Raw genomic sequence first — 18,002 nt, 5'->3', positions numbered from 1 at the left:
TTTTCGGAAAACCGCTTCACACTTTTCCGGATCATGCTCTAGCCGATATCACTTGATGCGCCGCTTCAGTGCCGCGTCTACGCTCGGGCGAAATGTTGCGAGGAAATCGGTTGCGGTCGCGAAGTCGCGTTCGTCCGCTCTCCGACGGCTGGAAATCGCTTCTGACATCTCGATTGCTGGCAGTGTGCTTGGCCGAGACAGTCTGTCTAGTTCTGCCCTGAGACGGACGACCTGCCCGTGACGAGTTGCCAAGTCATGGCTTATGCGGAGCAGCGCAATGAGAAGATCGCATTCTTCCATAGCGTCGAATTGAATCCTGGCTATCAGTCGTTAAGCGGCCGCTGCCGCAATCTCTGGTCCATTGTCAGCGTTCAAGCGAACAGGACGTCCTCGAGTCCCTCACGGCTGTTCAGCCGCACGTAGACGTCAACGATATGCTGCATGGCGTTTGACACCGCACTCGCTCAAGAAATTCGATTGGACCTTGAAAGTGACGGGAAATGCCGTCGGTCCTGTAATTAAATAGCGGTAGCGCCGGGCGCACTTGCCTCGACCCAGCGCCCTGATAATCGGACTTCGGACGGTAGGCAAGGAGTATGGCCCATAAAAGCCTGTTCGAGGGGGTAGCGCAACCGCAATGACACCTTGCCAACAAACACCTCGGCAAGATCGTGGTGACGCTGTAAGCCGCTCAGATTGCAGACCCTACGCGCCACGAATCTGTAAGGCGCTCATTGCCCACCATCGTTGCCGGCGGGCAACGATCATCGTGGTTCGCCGGAAAATGCCTGCTGCAGTGCTGTCAGCCTGTCGAGCGCAGCTTGCGGCAACGGGCCTTTTTCGACCGCGGCGAGTGCGTCCTCGAACTGCTGCGGCGTCGCCATGCCGACCAGGATCGTGCCCATCGCCGGGTGGGATATTGCAAATCGCGTGGCGGCTTCGGTCAGGCTCGCCGCGAACCCCTCCGTGACCAGCGCGATGAGACGGCGTGCGCGATCGATGTCGGCATCGTAGCTCATCGCCGAACCGATCGGCTCGGGCGCCGGACCCGCAATCGGATGGCGCTCGGCCGAGCCCGACAGCGCGCCGCCGGCCAGCACGCGAATGCCCACGACGCCAACGCCGGCGGCCTTGGTGTGATCGAACAATCGTCCATAATCTTGCGCCGGATAGCTCGGCGGCAAATCGTCGGCGGCAGATGGATTGAGCATGTTGTAGACGATTTGAGCGCTGTCGAAGACGCCGGCATCGATCACTTGCTGCAGCGCCGCCGTGTCGCCGACGGCCGTCATCCCGAGGAAACGAATCTTCCCCTGCTGACGCAGCCGCTCGAACGCCGGCACCACGTCGTCGAGCACCTGCCGGACGCTCAGCGCCGAACCGCCTCCGTTCTCGGTGATCGCATTGTGCAGATGAAAGATGTCGACCCGGTCAAGACGCAGTCGCGCCAGGCTGCCTTCGAGCGACATCCTGACGGCGTCCGCAATCCGGCCAAACTCGCTGGGCGGCAACCGAACCTTGGTGCCGACGGCCACATTGGCCGGTTTCAGCTTTTGCAAGACGCGGCCAAGGTTCTTTTCGGACTCGCCATCGCCGTACTGCACCGCGGTGTCGAAGTAGTTGACGCCTGCGGCGATCGCCCGCGCGATGGTCCGCTCCTGGTCGACGGGATCGCCGCGCACCATAAACCCGCCCACCGCGCCGCAGCCGAAGCCCAGCACCGAGAGCTGCATTCCCGTGCGTCCAAAGACCCGCAATTGCATCGCTGTTCCTCCCGGCTGATTGAAGATTATGCAATGTCGAACGCCGGCTACTCTACCGCAACATTTGCCGCGTGGTGACTGGCCCTCACTTTTCGATTTCCGGCCCTCTGACTGCGGCCTTGTGGTCAGACCGACACCCTGTCTGCGCCTGCGGAAACTGGAGCAAAGTCGCGAGCACGTGCTCACTTTGGGTTGGTTGCCTTGAGTTAGTGCGTTGCTACCAGTAAGCTCGCGCCATGCTGAAACACTTGCTCTTTGATGTCCTTGGCCACGTTTCCGGTCTTAGCGATGCGCAACTTGAGCAAATCGAGCAGTCATTGCCGGCGACTAGGGCGCTGATCGATCTTCTCAACAAGGCTCATCCGGTCATCGAACACGCGCAGACGCTCTATGTCGAAGCGCAGCCGCTGATCGATCAAGCCAGGAAAGAGTGGCAAACGATCGGCCCGGCCGCGCAAATCCTGTTTGACGTGATCTCGCATCACCTCAACAAAGGCAGTTCGCCGGCGGAGGCCACTGAGGCCGTTCGCGCGGCGCTCAGTGGGTCAATAAAGGGTGTAGCACAGGATCGCGGGATGGATCCGGGAATGAACCGCGTGACCGTCTTTGGGGGGACTGGATTTGTTGGTCGTCGCATCGTGCGCTGTTTGGGTGATTCCACCGCTACGGTGCGCGCAGCCTCACGGCGTACTGGGCGGGCCGAGGGCGATAACGTGGAACAGATCGTTGCCGATGCACATGACGAACGCTCCGTGGAGGCCGCCATTGCGGGCGCCGACGGCGTCGTCAACGCGATCAGCCTATATGTCGAGCATGGAGGCGACACATTTCATTCGGTGCACGTCGAAGCGGCGGCCAGGATCGCTGGAGCCGCGCGCCGGGCCGGGATCAAACGGTTCGTGCACCTATCAGGAATAGGCGCCGACGCGACCTCGTCTTCGCCCTATATTCGCAGTCGCGGCGAGGGCGAAGCGGCCGTGCAAGCCGCATTCCCCGGCGCTGTCATTGTTCGCCCGGCGGTCATGTTCGCGCCGGACGACGCCTTTCTCACGACAATTCTCGGGCTGCTCCGGACCTTGCCAGCCTATCCGCTATTCGGTGACGGCAGGACGAGGCTTCAACCGGTATACGCGGACGACGTCGCCGCGGCGATCGCAAATATCCTGCGGCAAACCCAAAAGCCTTATCCCATCTACGAACTGGGCGGCCCGCGCATTTACTCATACGAGGAGCTGTTGCGGACCATTGCGCGTACCGCAGGATTGCGGCCGGTTCTGGTACGAACACCCTTTGCTGTCTGGGATGCCGTCGCCAGTCTCGCTGAAGTCCTGCCGCAGCCACCACTCACGCGCAATCAGGTCGAGCTTATGCAGATCGACACGACGGCCTCGGACAGTCGGCCGGGACTTGGCCGGCTTGGCATTTCGCCGCGATCGCTCGAAGAGGAGCTCAAAGCGATGCTCAAGCGCACAAACGCGGAAACTCAAGACGCAAGAGGAATTCGCGCCAAGTAGAGGAAAGAAGACTCGGTACTGCGGCACGAGCGACAGTGTCAACGACGAGTTGGCGTCGCCGATAAGACCACCACAGCGATGACCGGTTTGGGTCAAACCCGAAAGTCGCCACGACGCGACTTCCGGGTTCAAATTGGTCGGGCGCTCGGTCTTACTTGTGTAATGGCGACGCCGGAGATCGCGAGCAGCCCACCGACAATCAACTTTGGGGTCATGCGGTCGCCAAGGAACAACACGCTCGAAATCAAGGCGAACACCGGAAGCAGCAGACCGAAGGGTGCGACGCGGCCCATGGAGCAACGGGCGATCAGCCAGAACCAAAGGCCAAACCCAACAATTCCTCCGATGAAAATTGTGTAGGCGAGTGCCAGCCAACCACGTTCGTCCGCCGTGACAAGGCTCGCCAGTTGTCCATATTCAAGGAGCAACGACATCAACATGACCTGCGGCACCGTGAGCAGCGACGACCACGCCATCAACATCAGGGGATCAAAAGGGCCGTAGCGTTTCGTCAAGACGTTGGACACCGCGAATGCGAAGGCCGACCCGACCACAAGCAGCAGCGGAAGCGCGTTTGCCGACAGGCCAGGCTCCGCTGCCAACACGACCACGCCAAGGAATGCAAGCACCACTCCAGCGGACGTGGTGAGAGACGGCCTCTCCGCGAGCAGCGGCCAGGCTAACAGGACGGTGAAGGGCGTGGCGAGTTGATACGCGACGGCCGACATGCTTCCCGAGCCGAGCCCAAGGCCAACATAGAAGAGCCCGAAGTTCAGTCCACCAAAGAAAATCGAAATAGCTGCGATAGGGCCGAACTGTTGACGCGTGGGCCTTTTGACGAACGGAACAAGCAGCAGCGCGATGGCCAGGAAGCGCAGTGCGAGGAAGAAGAGAGGCGGAAACTCCGTAACGCCCACTTTGATGGCCACGAACTGATAACCCCAGAGCAAGGGAACGGCCACCGCGCAGACGATCTGGAGGGCAGACATGGCATCCTTCCTTTCAAGACCGATCAGTCTAGATATCGGCGCGCCACCAGCCGAGGCGTCCATGGGTTGTTTACCTGATGAAGCGGTCGAGCAGAGCGTCAACGGTGGCTTGCGATGTGTTCCGTGCCGGTGCCGTTTTGCCGACCACTCGCAGCCCCTCAACGAAACAGACGAGAATTCGGGCGGCACTTGTAGGCTCAACACCATCGGCCAACTTGCCCGCCGTCTTCGCACGGGAAAGCGCCTCCGCCACCCTGGCCTCCATGGCTTTGAAGAAGCTCGCGATGCGACGACCAACTTCAGCATCCTGGCCAGCCAGTTCCATGGCTGTGGCCACCAGCAGGCATCCGCGCCGACCATTGGCACCGCTCGTGCGGTCAACGTAACCGGCAAGGTAGGCCCGCAGGCCGTCGACCGGCTCTCTGCGGGGGTCGAGTTCGATATCCATCCGTGTCAGGGCATCGGCAATGTAGCGATCAAGCGCACGCAAGAAGAGCGAGTGCTTGTCACCGAAAGCGGCGTAAAGGCTGCCACGCGAGAGCTTGGTCGCACGAAGAAGGTCCGGCAGCGCCGTGCCGTGATAGCCGCGCGACCAGAACACACCCATCGCGCGTTCGACAGCGGCTTCCACGTCGAAACTTCGGGGGCGGCCACGGGGCAACTGCACTGGGGTTTGGCGGCTCATTGCTGATATTATAGACCAATTGGTCTTTAAATCGCAAGTGACCGCCAAGGTTCTTTTCCGATTCGGCATCGCCGTACTGCACCGCGGTGTCGAAGTAATTGACGCCGCGTGGTGATGGCCCTCACTTTCGATTTCCGGCGCTCTAACTGCGGCCAGCACGTAGCAGCCAACTAACCGACGCGTGGCTTTGTCCTGAAGTGAGACCACAAATGACCGATCAGCGATAGGGCTAGCGCGCCCACAACAATAGGGAGCCAAATCGACGTGGTTATGATGAAGAAGGAAATGACGACCACACGTCCAAAGACCGATCCGCTCACCGGGTACTGAAGACGTGCGAAATAAGCGTAGATAACAAAGATGACGGCTAGCACCATCCACCCGGCGACAAGCACCAGCAATAAGTCAATAAGTTCGCTGAGATAATGGTGCATGAGCGCACCTCCTGACAGCGTCAGCGCGAGTTGCTGTCCCAGCCAGCGCCCAACTCATGCGAAGGCGCAGCTTTCGATTCGGCCGAGCCAGGCCTGTCAACGCGCGCTCGTCGAGATGGCTCGGGCAAGGGCTCGTCCAACGCAATCATAACCATCGGCGGTGTTGTGCAATCCGTCAAACGTTACAAGTTCGCTCTGCGCGACCCCGGCATTGATCGAGTTTCGCATCAGCGCAAAACGAGAGAATAGCCCGACCCTTTCCTGTTTTGCGACATCGATGATGATGCCCTCCATCGTTGAGTAGCTGGCTGAAGCGAGCACCTGTGGCGCATATTGCATGTCCATCAACACGACGTCCGAAGACCCTGCCTTAAGTGCCCTAACCCCTTCAAGAACGCTTCTTTTGAGCCCTTCGTCCGGCCGGCCACCCCAGGCGACGTCATTGGTACCTAACTGCCAGATAACGAGATCGGGCGTGTGCGCGAACACGTCACGCGCGAAGCGTGCGATGTTGTTTGGAATCGTATCTCCGACTCGACCGCTGTTGATGACCTCGACCGTGGCGTTGGATCTAAGTCTCGAGAGCTCTCGGCGCATCACCTCCGGATATGTGGCCGCGGACCTAAGCACCCAGAGTCCTACTGTCGACGATGATCCAATCGCTACAATCTTTAGCGGCTCGCCAGATTTCAAACGCGCCGCCGTGCGGGGCAATTGTGCACCCAGCGAGACGTTGAAATTTGCCGAAAGGCATCTCTCCGCAGATGATAACTCGTCCTGTGCTTGAGAGGGCGCACTGCCAGACAATCCGACAAGCAAAGCCGCGACGATCGACGCTATTGTTCGAGCGATTCCGGCACGAAGGGCGAAATAGGTCAACATCTTCCCCCAATAATTGGTCAATTCTGTCTTGACAACCCTTGGTGCCAGACGCTTCGCTATGTCGTGCAATTACAGGTCGATTGACGCGTGGACAGCGAACAACACGATGAATCCGCGGATAGTCGAAACCGCGGATAGTCGCGGGCGAGACGATGACCGGAAAGCCTGTAGCGAAGCGGCTGGTATTCCATATTGGCGGCTATGATCCAATCACGTCGCATCTCAGCGCGCAACGACGCTTTGTGCGCGAAATTGCCAGGTTCCAACGCACCTGGTCAGTGAAAGCGACCGTTGACGGTTTGCGTGACACCGCCGATCAGATAGGATGGAATGTGATGACAACCGGCCCCGATTGGCTGGTCGAAACCGATTACCGTGTGGTCCGGTGGGACGACGTAATTCAGGCCTTCGGGCGTCGAAGCATTGGCTCACGCATTTCCGTCGGCATTCTTACGTTTCTGGATTTCGTTTTGTCCGGCACACTTTGGCGTTACCTGCTGACCAACTGGCGCTACGCAGGTTTCTTTCTCTATCCATTCGTCATGTTCGGACTGCTCATCGCGGCCGCCTTCTTGATTGGCGTGTTTGCATTCAAAGTCACCGGATCAATTGCCATTGCCACCGGTGGCGGTCTCTTCGGGTTCGCTGCCGTCTTGGCGGGTCCGTGGCGCTGGCTGCACCTGGGCGACTTGTTCGACGATTGGATTTTTTCTCGCGAGTACATTCGATGCGGCAATTCGGAAATCGAGCAAAGGCTAGACAGGCTGGCCGGCGAGCTCGTGGCTGCGGCGGGCAACTTTGCCGCAGACGAAATTTTGGTCTTAGGGCACAGCCTTGGGGCCGTACTTGCGGTTGATCTGCTTGATCGCGCTTTGAAGCTGGAGCCTGCGCTCGGTGGGAACAAAACGCCAGTCACATTCTTGAGCGTTGGATCATCCATACTCAAGGTCGGCCTGCACCCGAAAGCAATACGCTTTCGCACGACGATGGAACGCGTCGCCAAGTCGCGCGCGATCTTCTGGGGCGACTATCAGGCCCTCATCGATCCCCTGAACTTTTACAAAAGCCAGCCAATGGCCGAAATGGGCTTGTCGACAGAAAACGATGCGACTGTCAGGATCGTGAGACTCAGTCGAATGCTCGACCACGACATGTATCGACGCATCCGCTTCCATTTCTTCCGTTTGCACAACCAATTCGTCAGTGGAAATGACAGGCGAACATCGTACGATTACTTTATGCTGACATGCGGGCCTGTTTCAGCTAGATCCCAGACGCTCGCCCCGGACGGCGCCCTGTCCATGATCGCTGGCGACGGAGGACTTATTGCGAGCGCGCCGCTGTCAGAAAGCGAACTGCTGGGAAGCCCGGGCGCGGCAGCCTGACTCAAATGACGCCCACCATTTCAAAAGCCATTTTCGTCGCCTTGGCGATCGGCTGGTACCTCATACGTCACAAGTACGCGCGGCGCTCTCGCCGCGAAAGGATCGTATGGAGCGCCCGCGGCCCCGTGGAAACTGCGCTGCTGCTCATATCTCTTACAGGACTTGGACTTGTGCCGCTCCTCTACGTAGCGACAGCGATACCACGTTTCGCAGACTACAGTTTTCATCCCTTGCTCGCCTGGCTCGGCCTTTTCTTTGCGATTGCGGCTTTGGGTATGTTTCACCTGACGCATCGTGCGCTGGGACGGAATTGGTCGATCAGTCTCGATGTGCGTGAGAAGCATGAACTCGTGACGGAAGGGATTTACCGGAGAGTTCGACACCCGATGTATTCGGCATTTTGGCTGTGGGCTATCGCCCAGGCGTTGCTGCTGCCTAATTGGATTGCCGGCTTTGCGGGCCTGGCCGGTTTCGGGATCTTGTACTTTGGCCGCGTCGCAAGAGAAGAACGAATGATGTTGGAGACCTTTGGCGACAGCTATCGCGCGTATATGGCGAGGACTGGTCGGGTCTTCCCGCCGGTCCTGTGAAGCAGGTCCGGACAGATATTGGATATGTGGAACCACAAAGCGACCGAGTTCCAAAAAGCCTCAAATTCCGTGCCATTTTCGCAACAACTGACGAAAAACGGCCGTCGCGACCGCTAATTGCTCAGTCTATTTGTTGCTGCCATGGCGAGCATCAGGCTATCTGTTGAAGGGTAAATTTCAACCTTCGCTGATACAGCAGGAGATCTGGATGTTGAAGTTCGTGATCCTCGGTGTTGCGTCTCTGGCTTTCGTGGGAACAGCGGCTGCTGCCGACCTCCCACGGCCTCAGCCTCAGCCGGTGGCTGCGCCAGTCGGCAAATATCCCTTGGGCAAGTACCCCGTCGGCAAGAGCCCGGTGGGCAAATATCCGGTTGCCGCCCCGGTAGTGACCAAGGGTTGATCTAATATCCATTCGTGCGCCAGCGGCGTGCGATTGGGGGTGGATCGACCACTGTGGCATCTGGTCTTTGATTCGCGGGGATTCGAAGATGCTAGGCGTGACTCGGAAATATCCAGGTCTGCAGCGTCTTGCTGGGGTCGCGGTGCTCGCGGCCTCCGTGAGCTTGGGGGCCGGGAGCGGGAGCGCACAGCAGCTCGCGGCGCGCTCCGACCATCAGCAACAGGACGCTTTGCCTAAATCGACAGCCAAGCATGCTGAGAGCATGGCTGCGGTTGCGCCCAGTGCCCCGCCGGCCAGGTCAGACGCTAAGCCAATCCAAAGAGCTACGGCCAGAGGCCCCTATTACGTCGATTTTCGTGCCCGGACGGCAGCATCCTACGGTCATGCATTCGTCTGGTACGGAAAGACGAGTGAAAAGGAGATCGAGGTCGCGGGTTTGGCTCCGGCTGGCGACACGCTGCCCTACATGTTGGGACACCTCGTATTTGTTCCCTCTGAGACAGGGGCGAGCTATGGCGATCTTGACGAGCAATATTTGACGGCGAGCTATCGTGTCTATTTGAGCGAGGCTGACGCCAAGAAGGTCTTTGCTTATATCAAGCATCTCCAGGAGACCTCGCCGCTATGGAATGCGGCAACCACCAACTGCACTTTTTTTATCGGCCGCATAGCGACTTTTATGGGCCTGAAGACTCCGTTTCATCTGTTAAAGCCTGAGGAATACGTAAACGAGCTCAGGGAGATGAACGGCGGACGAAAAACAGTGCAGCTTGAATCCGATCGGAGCTAGACTCCTCAGTATTGAGTTCGTCCAGCTTTCCTGACCGTTTGGATAGGTGCGCGCGTTTCAGCGCGTTCGAGCGAGGGGCTGCGTTCGAGGAAACGCCGCTCAATACGAGCGACGTTCGTGTGCTGCCTCATTTGGTAAATATTTCACACAACGGACGCACCGGTTCGAGATTTATGCCATCGGTATACTGATCGCCGCCAGCGGTTGGCCCGCGATCATGATCGGGTGCTTCGCGCGCATCACGGCGCATGAGATGGATGTTTGCCAAGCCGACAAAGCGCTCTTTCGGCTGAGTGAAAATGATGAACTTGCGTTAGTTAGAGCATGATCCGGAAAGTGGAGACCGGTTTTCCCTCGCGACAAACGCGAAGCGCTTGCGCGGCGATCATGGTCAAACAAAGAGATGAGATCATGATCCAATTCCGTCTAATCGAATCATGATCTAGCGTCGCCCGCATTTGGAGGCGATGGATCAGGCCCTTGTTTTGGGCTAAGCCGTTCGAGCCGCCTCGAACGGCGCGGGCGGCGGCACCACTGCGGCAAATCAAGTGCGTGTAAGCTGTTGCGCTGGTTCGGGGACGCCAATGCGGGTCTATATCATTGTTGCCGGCCTGGTCCTTTCGATCATCGGAAGGGCAAGCGCCACGGTTGTCGATAAGGGAACCGACGCGCAGAGATCTTGCGAGATACTTGTTCAGAGCTCGTTTCGCAATCAGGACGACGCTCGGTCCGCCGGCACATGTGAGGGAATGATCGAGACTGCAATGATCTTTTCACCAAATCTGCCAACTAACATACGTGCCTGCCCCCCCGCGCAAGGCAGCATCTTGCAGGGCGCCAAGGTCTTTCTGCGGTACCTTGATAACAATCCGGATCGAGCGAAAGAACCGGGGCTCACCGTCGCTATCGAATCATTCAGAGATGCTTGGCCCTGCCAGGGTGACGACGCGGAGCCGTCCACCAAGACTGGATCAAAAAAGCGCGCGCCGACAAAACCAAAACAATAGAAGGCGCATTGTGTTTGACCTGACGATTGTGATTCAAGCTCACAAGCTCGGGCCTCGAATCATGCGCCACGAACTCACGACTATGAATGGGCCACATCAAGCTTGACGTGTAAGCCTGTCGGCACCGCCTTCTAGAGCATGATCCGGAAAAGTGGAGACCGGTTTTCCCTCGCGACAAACGCGAAGCGTTTGCGCGGAGATCATGCTCAAACAAAGAGCTAGAGCGGGATGACGATTCGAAGAAAAGTCATCATGCTCTAGTCAACTCGAATTACGGTGACGGTGCATTAAATCGGTGCCGGGATCCGGGCCGGTCGTGGAGCGTAATGAGGAGCGCGCCTCGGATAACGAGAAGCGATTTTACCGAGACCGAGCTCTATGAGCTACTTATCGCCGTTGAATAGGCTCAAGCGTGAGCGAGCTACGTTTTTCACCGATTCCACTGCGAACGGCAGGATCTTATAAGGGACGACTTCGTAGGGCTGTTGGGCCAAACCCTCCTCCAAGCCGCGTCTCCAGGCGACCCGCAATTCAGTATTGATGTGGATGATATTGATCCCAGCGGCGATTGCCTTCCGCAAGTCTTCGTCGTCGGTTCCCGATCCGCCATGCAGGGTAAGTGGCACTTGGGCCGCGCTCTTGATCTGGGCGATTCTCTGGATATCCAACCGCTTCCGTGTTTGTCCCTGCACCATGCTCTTTAGCATCCCGTGCATGTTGCCCACGGCCGGAGCGAGGATGTCGACCCCTGTAGACTCGACAAACTGTCTCGCTTCTGCAGGAGATGTTAAGCCCCTCGACAAGTCGGGAGCCTCTTCATGTATTTCAGAACCGGTTCCAATGTCGCCGATCTCTCCCTCGACAAGGACGTCAGAATTGATTGTTTTGAGGGCTTCGACCGCTTCTTTTGTTTGCCGTACGTTCTGCTCGAACGGCAGCGCGGAAAGATCGAAGACGATGGCGTCAAATCCAGCCCTGACCGCTTCTATGGCCTTTGCCAGGGAATGCGTATGATCTGCGTTAAGAAATAATGGGCAGTCGCATTCCTCACGCAACCTCCGCACCAGAGCCGCAATTTCGGAGACTCCGAAAAACTCCCGTTCGCCCTCGGATGCACCGACCACCACTGGGACCTTAAGTTCCTGTCCGGCTGCCGACACCGCCTTCAATAGAACCCAATCGCCGACGTTGAAATGGCCGATCGCGGCACCGTCTTTCTGACTCTGCTCCAAAGCATCCCGCAATCCATGCATCAAGAGCCTCCTCATCAATGTTGCTGCGTGGCACTCTGCACCGTATTCGCATAACTGGGTCTCCTGTTGCCTCTCGCAAGACACGAAACACGGGCATTTGAATGCAGGGGCGCTCAATCCATTGCGGCCGGTGAGAAGCTGTTGCAATCTGGCAGTGACAACGATAGCCGACACCGCGATGCGGGAAGAAGATATCGGCCGTCGGCTTCGTGGGGTGGGCAAAGACACACTTGCGCCGTGCCTACCATCGGGAGTTCTCCGCCGCACCCGTTCGGCAGTTTCGACCGCGCAATCGCCGGCGAGGGAGAAGCTCGCCGGCGATGCATCGCCATCAGCAGAGTGCCACCTATTGCCGCATCAGGCGAACCACGTCCTGCCTCAGCAGGTAGAGCGAGACGGCGAGCAGAACGACGTCCTTCATCAGGAAAGGCACGTTGCCCGTCATCGCAGGGAAGCCTCCCGCAGTGATATCCCAGCCCTCAGGCATGAACGGAATGATGGTGACGGTTGCGATGAAGGTGCCGGTCGAGCCCAGCGCGCCGAGAACGCCGAACTTCTTGTCCCAGAAGCCCGCCAGCAGCAAGGTCCCGAACGTCCACTCTGAGACGCCCAGGAAGTAGCTGGCGCCGGCGTGGCCGAATACGGGATAGAGCCACCAGATCAGCGGGCCATTGCTGATGAACGGAACCAGTCGTTCGAATTCGTACGGAAACCACTTCTGGTAACCGAAGAAGAAAAACATGATCACCATCGAGGCCCGGACGACGTGATAGTCGAGGTCTTCCGCGAGCAGGCCGGACCTGTGCAGCGCGCGAACAAGCGGATTTTGAGTGGTGTTGGTAATCGTGGTCATGGTCGTGATCCTTTCATCCAAGGTCTGACTGAGCGCAGTTGCGTCACGCCACTGCCGGGAAGTCGATCTCGGTGTCGTTGATGCGGTTGAAGACGTTGGTGAAGACGGTGGTCGCGAAGGCCAGGCTGATCTCGACCAACTGCGCGTCGCTGTAACCGGCGGCCTTGATCGCGGCGAAATCCTCGTCACTGACGGTGCCGCTGGACTGCGCGAGCTTGCGGACGAAGCCGACCAGTGCGTCGCGCTGGGCGTCGCCGGTGGGCTGGCCCTCGCGGATCTGCTTCAGCACCTCCGGCTTCACGCCGGCGAGCTTGGCGAGATAGCTGTGGGCAGCCACGCAGTAATCGCAGCCGCCGGCGGCGCTGATGATGAGCTTGATGACCTCCTGATCGCGCTTGGTCAGTGCGCCGGTGGCGAGCACCGCATCGGCGGCCAGGACCGACTTTAGTGCAGCGGGGCCGTGCGCGGCGATGGCGGCGAAGGTGTTCGGGACGCTCCCGATCGCCTTCTTGATCTGGGCATAGACTTGGCCCGACGGGCCGATGTCGGATTCGAGATTGGGGACTGAGAGACGGGACATGGTGGCACTCCTTGATTGGGGGTGTGAACGATCGGGGAGTGACAGTATGACTGCGCCGTGATACTTTGAATGTCGTAAAATCTCGAATATATGCCCTATCGTCTCATGGCGATAACTTCGGGAGGGACGCGATGGATTGGCTTAGCCAGCTCTTCGAGATGATGCCGGTGCGCGGGCGGCTCGACCTGCGCTGCAACTATGGCGCTCCATGGCGCATCGACCAGGGGCCCGGCGAGGCCAACGAAATCCCGTACCACGCCGTGCTCGCCGGCTCCGCGCTGCTGGAGGACCCGGCGGGAGGAAGGCCGCTGCAGCTGAAGCCCGGCGACATTCTGCTACTCCCCGGCAATCCTCGTCACATCATGCACGACGACAGCGGGGCCGCGCCGCTGCCGGCCCGCAACCGTGCGGCCCTCAACTTCACGATCAGCGAAAATCTCGGATCGGACGAACGGCTCGATCTGTTGTGCGGTCACTTCGCCGTCGCGCCGCCGCACGACCGCCTGCTGCGCAGCTATCTGCCGCCGCGCCTGGTCGTGCATGCCGGCACTCACGCCGGAAAGGAAACAGCCGCGCAGCTCGCAGGCCTGGTCGCGCTGATGCGGAGCGAGTCGGCGGACGATCGCCTGGGTGGCCGCGCCATGCTGAACGCGCTGTCGACGGCGATGTTCGCGCTTGTGCTGCGGCTCGCGAGCGAGACCCAAGACGCCCCGCGGGGTCTTCTTGCCCTGGCCGGTCATCCCCGCCTCGCACCGGCGGTGGCTGCTCTGTTCAACGAGCCCGCGCGGGCATGGTCGCTGCCTGACCTTGCGCGCCTCAGCAACCTGTCGCGCGCGACGCTCGCGCGGCAATTCCAGGAGAAGCTGGGAAGATCGGCCAGTGATCTCCTCACCGACATCCGCATGACGCTAGCAGCCAACGAACTCAAGAAGTCTTCGCTTTCGACCGGCGCTGTGGCAGAGGCAGTAGGCTATCAATCGGAAGCGGCCTTCCAGCGCGCCTTCAAGAGCCACATGGGCGTCACTCCGGCGCAGTGGCGCAAGATGCAGGCGCCATCTGGCCGGGACCTCTTCGCAAGGCCCGTAACACCCATCGAAGGGAAGCCTGCGGAAGCAGCCGAAGCGACTACGATTGACGAGTCTAGCCAACGAGAGGCGGCGATGCGTCCTCGCTGACCTAGAAGATGAAGGCGCGATGCCGGTCAGGCCGCCGCTGCCGCCTCGGCAGTCGGGTAATCCGTGTAGCCGCGCGCACCGCCACCGTAGAAGGTCGACCGATCGTGGTGGTTGAGCGCAAGGCCGCGCCGCAGCCACCCGGGCAGATCCGGATTGGAGATGCAGTGACGGCCGAATGCAACGAGGTCGGCGTCCCCGGCCGCGACGAGGCTCGACCTTGCCTTGCATCACGGTTCTCGTTTGAGTGTTTACGTGGAGGACGGCGGCCGCCATTCGTTTCGTTGAACTCACACCCAGAAAGCTAAAGAAGGCAGCCGTGCCGGGTAGCGGGTCCGTTGGACTAGTGATTATTCCCGCCGGGAATGACCGTTGTGGAACGGTCAACATCCGCGGCAGATGATCAGCTTCCGGTCCAGTTCCTGGTCGAACTGCTGTTGCTGACGCTCCCATGCCGCGACGGCCTCGTGCCGGGGGACATCGGCTTGGTGCGGTTGCCGATGGCCGACCGGAGCAAGCCAAGGCCGCTGCGCGGTCAGCACGGCCGGCGCTTGGTCTGCAGTCTGGCTAATTGGCAGATCGGGGAAAACGCGGACGACATCGTACTGATAGGCCGCATGCGCCGGCGAAAGGTCACGACCTGATCCACCAGAGCGCAATCGTCGACGCTGCGGGCGAACACGCCCGTCGTGTCGAGCGTATGGGAGATCGGCGCGACGCCAATGCGCGGCCATCGCCCGGTCGTCGGCTTGAACCCCACCACGCCACAGAGCGATGCGGGCACCCGGATCGATCCGACGGTATCGCCCCCTAGGGGCGCGGGCACGATGCCGGCGGCCACGGATGCGGCGGAGCCGCTCGAGGAGCCGCCCGACACGCGATCGCGGGCGTGCGGGTTCTTCACCTGGCCATAGCGCGCGTTATGACCGGTCAAGCCGTAGGACATCTCCACGAGGTTGTTCTTGCCGAAGACCAGAGCGCCCGCACCTTTGATGGCGCGGACAGCGTCCGCGTCTTCCCGCGGCACGAAACGGGCTGACACCTTCCATCAACGTCCGGATTATCTACGCCGAGGCCTCGCCTCCAAGTTCCGGCCTCGTCGGTGCGGTGAGCACCAGCGCCGCCACGGCGTCCGCGATCCCAGGCGTATCTGCATAGGTCACCATGTGACCGGCATCCTCGACCAGATCTAGCACGGAACGGGGCAACGTCTCGTGCAGGCGGCGCGATTGGTCGGGCTCGATGAGCCGGTCACCCTTTCCATGCACGATCCTGACGGGACACCGAATGCCCTGATATTGAAGCGGCAATTGCGCGGCAACTGGAATAAGAAACGCGCTCTCCTCGGCGGCCGCCCTCAATTGTTTGGGCCGGAGGGACAACGAGATCGGAAATTCGTTCTTGAAGTCCGGCGGAACGGCACGCGGCGCGAACAGCGTGCGAATAAGCGTCGGCATAATGGCCCACGATATGATCGGCGAGATGGTGTAGCGCATCAGATCGCCGAGCAGTGGCAGTGCCGGACCGGACATGAGCCAAAAGTCCATCCGAAAGGTCGGAAAGTAGTAGCCGGACGCGAGCACGAGCCCACTCACGGCATAGTCGCTTCGCAGCGCCAGCGCGATCGCCACCAGCGTACCCCAGGAATGGCCGAGCACCACGGGATTGCGCACCTCAAGCTGGTCAAGAGCCTTCGCGAACAAGATAGCTTGCGTTGTAGCGGTCCAGATGCGCGTGCGGGGACGGTTGCTGTAGCCAAATCCTGGCCGGTCGAAGCAAACGACGCGGTAGTAGTGGGCCAGGCGGTCGACCAGACCGCTTAGGACGAGATCCTGAATCATGGTGCCATTCCCGTGGAACAGGACCACACAAGGCGCGGCGGCATCGCCGCGTTCGATATAATGAAGGCGCACTCCGTCGCACTCGATGAAGGCGCCGATCGGCGGGTTCTTTCGCTCCGCTGCCACCTGAAACGCGATATTGCCGAGGATCAAAACGACAAGTCCGGCCAAGACTATCAGCAGGACGGTTTCAGTTGTGGACATCGGGTCAATCCTTAGATGGTCCGCGCTGGCGGGGTACTTCGAATCGGCGGAACAACCGCGACCTTACGGCTTGGCTCCCGCCCGACGACTCACGGCCAATGCGCGCGATCACTAAGGGGTCCCGTGCCCCAAGAACGGATACGCAGCCATCTCCTTCGAATACTTCCGGAACATGTCGATCCGCCTGCTTGTAAATTCTGCAATGACGGCGAAAAATTCGAATGGTGACCTGATCGCCACAAGCCTCTGGCCGAATTCAAAAGCAAATTGCATGTTGGCTTCTGCCATTTCCAGAAGCTTCGCTTGATAAGCTTGCAGGTTTGCCGTCACTAAAGAAAGATCAAATCCTTCCCTTGGATTGTTGTCCCTCATCATCTGACGGGAGCCATCTTGTAAGGCAGCCACCCGATTCTCAACGATGGGAGCCTTTTGTTTTGAATCGTCATGAAGCTTGGGCGATTCAGTGGAGCCTGCGGCAACAGAGCGCAGAGCGTTGTCTTTCGGGCTTCTAACAATAGCCTGCTTGTTCCGTTGGGCCCGTGCGGCTTTTCTAGGGCCGCCGGCGCGCTTTGACGCTATGGCTCGTTTACGGTTACTCATCTGACGCTCCAAGAGACTGGGTAGGTCGACCACAACGGTCATTTCTGAAGGACAACAGGCCTTGCGGTGTAGCGTTCCTAACGCGGGATTATGGGACTTTCCCGCATGAACTTAGATCAAGGAGTAACGCCAACCAACGAACGTTGAGCTAGCGCGCCTAGACCCAGAACGGTGCCAATCCACACGTCCAGGTGACAACAGTCAGCGCCACTCGTTGTGCTTCCCAAGGATTGCGTGGCTGAAACTTTCGAATAGCGTGTCACGCATTGATGACAGCGCGAGAAGGCCGCAGCGCGAGCGAACGCCGAGCAAGCCTCGAGGAGCTATGCGCAGGCCGACCCGACGACCCGTCCACCCACTAACTGCTCGCATGACGTTTGGCTGCCTCGTCATGATCGCCGATGATCTCAACGATCCGGATGTGGTTTTCGTCCGCCGATGGTGTAGGCGTAACAGCCGACTGGATGGGTTATGTGGGCGCCCTCAGTCCGGGCGACCGGAGCCACTCGTCTATGCGCGCGGCGGTTTCGGCCTGACGAGCTCTTCGGATAAGCCGTTCGCGCTGGACGCCGTGCGGGGTGCCTCGCGCTTCTTTGCGCAAGCGCTGAGCTTCGTCAGTCAAGCGCTGATCGAGGGATGTGGTTTGTTTGAAACGGCGTCGCTGCTGCATGGCGGCTCCTCGGCTCGAGGAAGGCGGGAGCGCAACCGGCGTTCTCATCACCGATAAATGCCACGGGACCGTGCGGTGATGGCTAAGGGTCTACTACTGCTTAAGCCTCGCGTATGTCCACAAGTGCACACACGTCCAACTAGGCCATGAATAGACTGATAACTTCGAAACCCTTCCTGAACCTAGCCGATCAGACCGCATGTCTGTTGAGGGTCATTTTTGACCGATTCCGCGGGCTCTGCCTGCCACTTGATGTCCGCTTTGCTCCAAAACGGTTGCCGGGCCGAGCATTGTGTTTGACCTGACGGTTGTGATTCAAGCTCATAAGCCGTGGGGTCCGAATGATGCGCTACGAGCTCGCGACTATGAATGGGCCGCAATCAAGCTTGA

At 59.5% G+C, this 18,002-nt stretch carries 18 protein-coding genes and 1 pseudogene; 8 read left to right on the top strand and 11 right to left on the bottom strand.

Annotated elements, in window-relative coordinates; translation table 11 throughout:
• Positions 1–764: 764 nt before the first annotated feature.
• Positions 765–1,763 (bottom strand): aldo/keto reductase, encoded by a 999-nt coding sequence (locus OZ411_RS00240; RefSeq protein ID WP_282526296.1) that lies wholly within the window; start codon positions 1,761–1,763, stop codon positions 765–767.
• Between the two features lie 236 nt (positions 1,764–1,999).
• Between OZ411_RS00240 and OZ411_RS00235 the strand changes: the two genes are divergently transcribed.
• Entirely contained in the window at positions 2,000–3,277 is a 1,278-nt protein-coding gene (locus OZ411_RS00235) for a complex I NDUFA9 subunit family protein (RefSeq protein ID WP_282526295.1), read from the top strand.
• A gap of 128 nt (positions 3,278–3,405) precedes the next feature.
• On the opposite strand, the gene OZ411_RS00230 is transcribed toward OZ411_RS00235, so the two are convergent.
• The 4 genes from OZ411_RS00230 to OZ411_RS00215 form a co-directional block, all read right to left on the bottom strand.
• Positions 3,406–4,266, bottom strand: coding sequence for an EamA family transporter (locus OZ411_RS00230; RefSeq protein ID WP_282526294.1), 861 nt, complete (start codon positions 4,264–4,266; stop codon positions 3,406–3,408).
• 70 nt (positions 4,267–4,336) lie between these two features.
• A complete protein-coding gene (locus OZ411_RS00225; protein ID WP_282526293.1) occupies positions 4,337–4,951 on the bottom strand; it encodes a TetR/AcrR family transcriptional regulator in 615 nt (204 codons plus the stop codon).
• A gap of 170 nt (positions 4,952–5,121) precedes the next feature.
• Positions 5,122–5,385, bottom strand: a complete 264-nt coding sequence (locus OZ411_RS00220; RefSeq protein ID WP_130582841.1) for a hypothetical protein — start codon at positions 5,383–5,385, stop codon at positions 5,122–5,124.
• A 96-nt stretch (positions 5,386–5,481) separates the two neighbouring features.
• Positions 5,482–6,267: an SGNH/GDSL hydrolase family protein gene (locus tag OZ411_RS00215; protein ID WP_282526292.1), complete on the bottom strand. Its 786-nt coding sequence runs from the start codon at positions 6,265–6,267 to the stop codon at positions 5,482–5,484.
• 152 nt (positions 6,268–6,419) lie between these two features.
• Here OZ411_RS00215 and OZ411_RS00210 point away from each other — a divergent pair, with 152 nt between their 5' ends.
• From OZ411_RS00210 to OZ411_RS00190, 5 genes are all read left to right on the top strand, one after another.
• Positions 6,420–7,652, top strand: coding sequence for a hypothetical protein (locus OZ411_RS00210; protein WP_282526291.1), 1,233 nt, complete (start codon positions 6,420–6,422; stop codon positions 7,650–7,652).
• A 5-nt stretch (positions 7,653–7,657) separates the two neighbouring features.
• The gene (locus OZ411_RS00205; RefSeq protein ID WP_130582838.1) at positions 7,658–8,242 is read left to right on the top strand and encodes a protein-S-isoprenylcysteine O-methyltransferase; all 585 of its coding nucleotides are present in this window, start codon (positions 7,658–7,660) and stop codon (positions 8,240–8,242) included.
• A gap of 208 nt (positions 8,243–8,450) precedes the next feature.
• Positions 8,451–8,642, top strand: a complete 192-nt coding sequence (locus OZ411_RS00200; protein ID WP_027577737.1) for a hypothetical protein — start codon at positions 8,451–8,453, stop codon at positions 8,640–8,642.
• A gap of 88 nt (positions 8,643–8,730) precedes the next feature.
• Entirely contained in the window at positions 8,731–9,432 is a 702-nt protein-coding gene (locus OZ411_RS00195) for a hypothetical protein (RefSeq protein ID WP_130582837.1), read from the top strand.
• 584 nt (positions 9,433–10,016) lie between these two features.
• Positions 10,017–10,439, top strand: a complete 423-nt coding sequence (locus OZ411_RS00190) for a Rap1a/Tai family immunity protein (protein WP_130582836.1) — start codon at positions 10,017–10,019, stop codon at positions 10,437–10,439.
• A gap of 383 nt (positions 10,440–10,822) precedes the next feature.
• Here the strand turns inward: OZ411_RS00190 and OZ411_RS00185 are convergent, their stop codons facing one another.
• From OZ411_RS00185 to OZ411_RS00175, 3 genes are all read right to left on the bottom strand, one after another.
• Positions 10,823–11,692, bottom strand: coding sequence for a class II fructose-bisphosphate aldolase (locus OZ411_RS00185; RefSeq protein WP_282526417.1), 870 nt, complete (start codon positions 11,690–11,692; stop codon positions 10,823–10,825).
• A gap of 346 nt (positions 11,693–12,038) precedes the next feature.
• Complete coding sequence (locus OZ411_RS00180; protein ID WP_130584139.1) at positions 12,039–12,545, bottom strand: DUF417 family protein; 507 nt, start codon at positions 12,543–12,545, stop codon at positions 12,039–12,041.
• Positions 12,546–12,588: 43 nt separating this feature from the next.
• Complete coding sequence (locus tag OZ411_RS00175; RefSeq protein ID WP_282526290.1) at positions 12,589–13,125, bottom strand: carboxymuconolactone decarboxylase family protein; 537 nt, start codon at positions 13,123–13,125, stop codon at positions 12,589–12,591.
• 131 nt (positions 13,126–13,256) lie between these two features.
• Here OZ411_RS00175 and OZ411_RS00170 point away from each other — a divergent pair, with 131 nt between their 5' ends.
• Positions 13,257–14,300, top strand: coding sequence for an AraC family transcriptional regulator (locus OZ411_RS00170; RefSeq protein WP_282526289.1), 1,044 nt, complete (start codon positions 13,257–13,259; stop codon positions 14,298–14,300).
• 628 nt (positions 14,301–14,928) lie between these two features.
• Here the strand turns inward: OZ411_RS00170 and OZ411_RS00165 are convergent.
• The 3 genes and pseudogenes from OZ411_RS00165 to OZ411_RS00155 all read right to left on the bottom strand — a co-directional run.
• Positions 14,929–15,346: pseudogene (locus OZ411_RS00165) on the bottom strand (amidase family protein); the annotation flags it as partial.
• A 15-nt stretch (positions 15,347–15,361) separates the two neighbouring features.
• Positions 15,362–16,342, bottom strand: a complete 981-nt coding sequence (locus OZ411_RS00160) for an alpha/beta hydrolase (RefSeq protein ID WP_282526288.1) — start codon at positions 16,340–16,342, stop codon at positions 15,362–15,364.
• 111 nt (positions 16,343–16,453) lie between these two features.
• Entirely contained in the window at positions 16,454–16,942 is a 489-nt protein-coding gene (locus OZ411_RS00155) for a phasin family protein (RefSeq protein ID WP_282526287.1), read from the bottom strand.
• A gap of 391 nt (positions 16,943–17,333) precedes the next feature.
• Here OZ411_RS00155 and OZ411_RS43330 point away from each other — a divergent pair, with 391 nt between their 5' ends.
• Positions 17,334–17,669 (top strand): hypothetical protein, encoded by a 336-nt coding sequence (locus OZ411_RS43330; protein WP_349016965.1) that lies wholly within the window; start codon positions 17,334–17,336, stop codon positions 17,667–17,669.
• The last annotated feature ends 333 nt before the right edge of the window (positions 17,670–18,002 follow it).

It is taken from the genome of Bradyrhizobium sp. Arg237L, assembly GCF_029990105.1.
Lineage (GTDB): Bacteria > Pseudomonadota > Alphaproteobacteria > Rhizobiales > Xanthobacteraceae > Bradyrhizobium.
The sequence above is the reverse complement of the archived record's forward strand: the minus strand, read 5'-3'. Positions and strand labels throughout refer to the sequence as shown.

Coding starts and splice junctions, on each gene's coding strand:
- OZ411_RS00195 (WP_130582837.1), top strand. CDS start 8,731: ATGCTAGGCGTGACTCGGAAATATCCAGGTCTGCAGCGTCTTGCTGGG.
- OZ411_RS00155 (WP_282526287.1), bottom strand. CDS start 16,942: ATGAGTAACCGTAAACGAGCCATAGCGTCAAAGCGCGCCGGCGGCCCT.
- OZ411_RS00185 (WP_282526417.1), bottom strand. CDS start 11,692: ATGCATGGATTGCGGGATGCTTTGGAGCAGAGTCAGAAAGACGGTGCC.
- OZ411_RS43330 (WP_349016965.1), top strand. CDS start 17,334: ATGATCGCCGATGATCTCAACGATCCGGATGTGGTTTTCGTCCGCCGA.
- OZ411_RS00190 (WP_130582836.1), top strand. CDS start 10,017: ATGCGGGTCTATATCATTGTTGCCGGCCTGGTCCTTTCGATCATCGGA.
- OZ411_RS00180 (WP_130584139.1), bottom strand. CDS start 12,545: ATGACCACGATTACCAACACCACTCAAAATCCGCTTGTTCGCGCGCTG.
- OZ411_RS00160 (WP_282526288.1), bottom strand. CDS start 16,342: ATGTCCACAACTGAAACCGTCCTGCTGATAGTCTTGGCCGGACTTGTC.
- OZ411_RS00220 (WP_130582841.1), bottom strand. CDS start 5,385: ATGCACCATTATCTCAGCGAACTTATTGACTTATTGCTGGTGCTTGTC.
- OZ411_RS00240 (WP_282526296.1), bottom strand. CDS start 1,763: ATGCAATTGCGGGTCTTTGGACGCACGGGAATGCAGCTCTCGGTGCTG.
- OZ411_RS00170 (WP_282526289.1), top strand. CDS start 13,257: ATGGATTGGCTTAGCCAGCTCTTCGAGATGATGCCGGTGCGCGGGCGG.
- OZ411_RS00225 (WP_282526293.1), bottom strand. CDS start 4,951: ATGAGCCGCCAAACCCCAGTGCAGTTGCCCCGTGGCCGCCCCCGAAGT.
- OZ411_RS00200 (WP_027577737.1), top strand. CDS start 8,451: ATGTTGAAGTTCGTGATCCTCGGTGTTGCGTCTCTGGCTTTCGTGGGA.
- OZ411_RS00215 (WP_282526292.1), bottom strand. CDS start 6,267: ATGTTGACCTATTTCGCCCTTCGTGCCGGAATCGCTCGAACAATAGCG.
- OZ411_RS00230 (WP_282526294.1), bottom strand. CDS start 4,266: ATGTCTGCCCTCCAGATCGTCTGCGCGGTGGCCGTTCCCTTGCTCTGG.
- OZ411_RS00175 (WP_282526290.1), bottom strand. CDS start 13,125: ATGTCCCGTCTCTCAGTCCCCAATCTCGAATCCGACATCGGCCCGTCG.
- OZ411_RS00205 (WP_130582838.1), top strand. CDS start 7,658: ATGACGCCCACCATTTCAAAAGCCATTTTCGTCGCCTTGGCGATCGGC.
- OZ411_RS00210 (WP_282526291.1), top strand. CDS start 6,420: ATGACCGGAAAGCCTGTAGCGAAGCGGCTGGTATTCCATATTGGCGGC.
- OZ411_RS00235 (WP_282526295.1), top strand. CDS start 2,000: ATGCTGAAACACTTGCTCTTTGATGTCCTTGGCCACGTTTCCGGTCTT.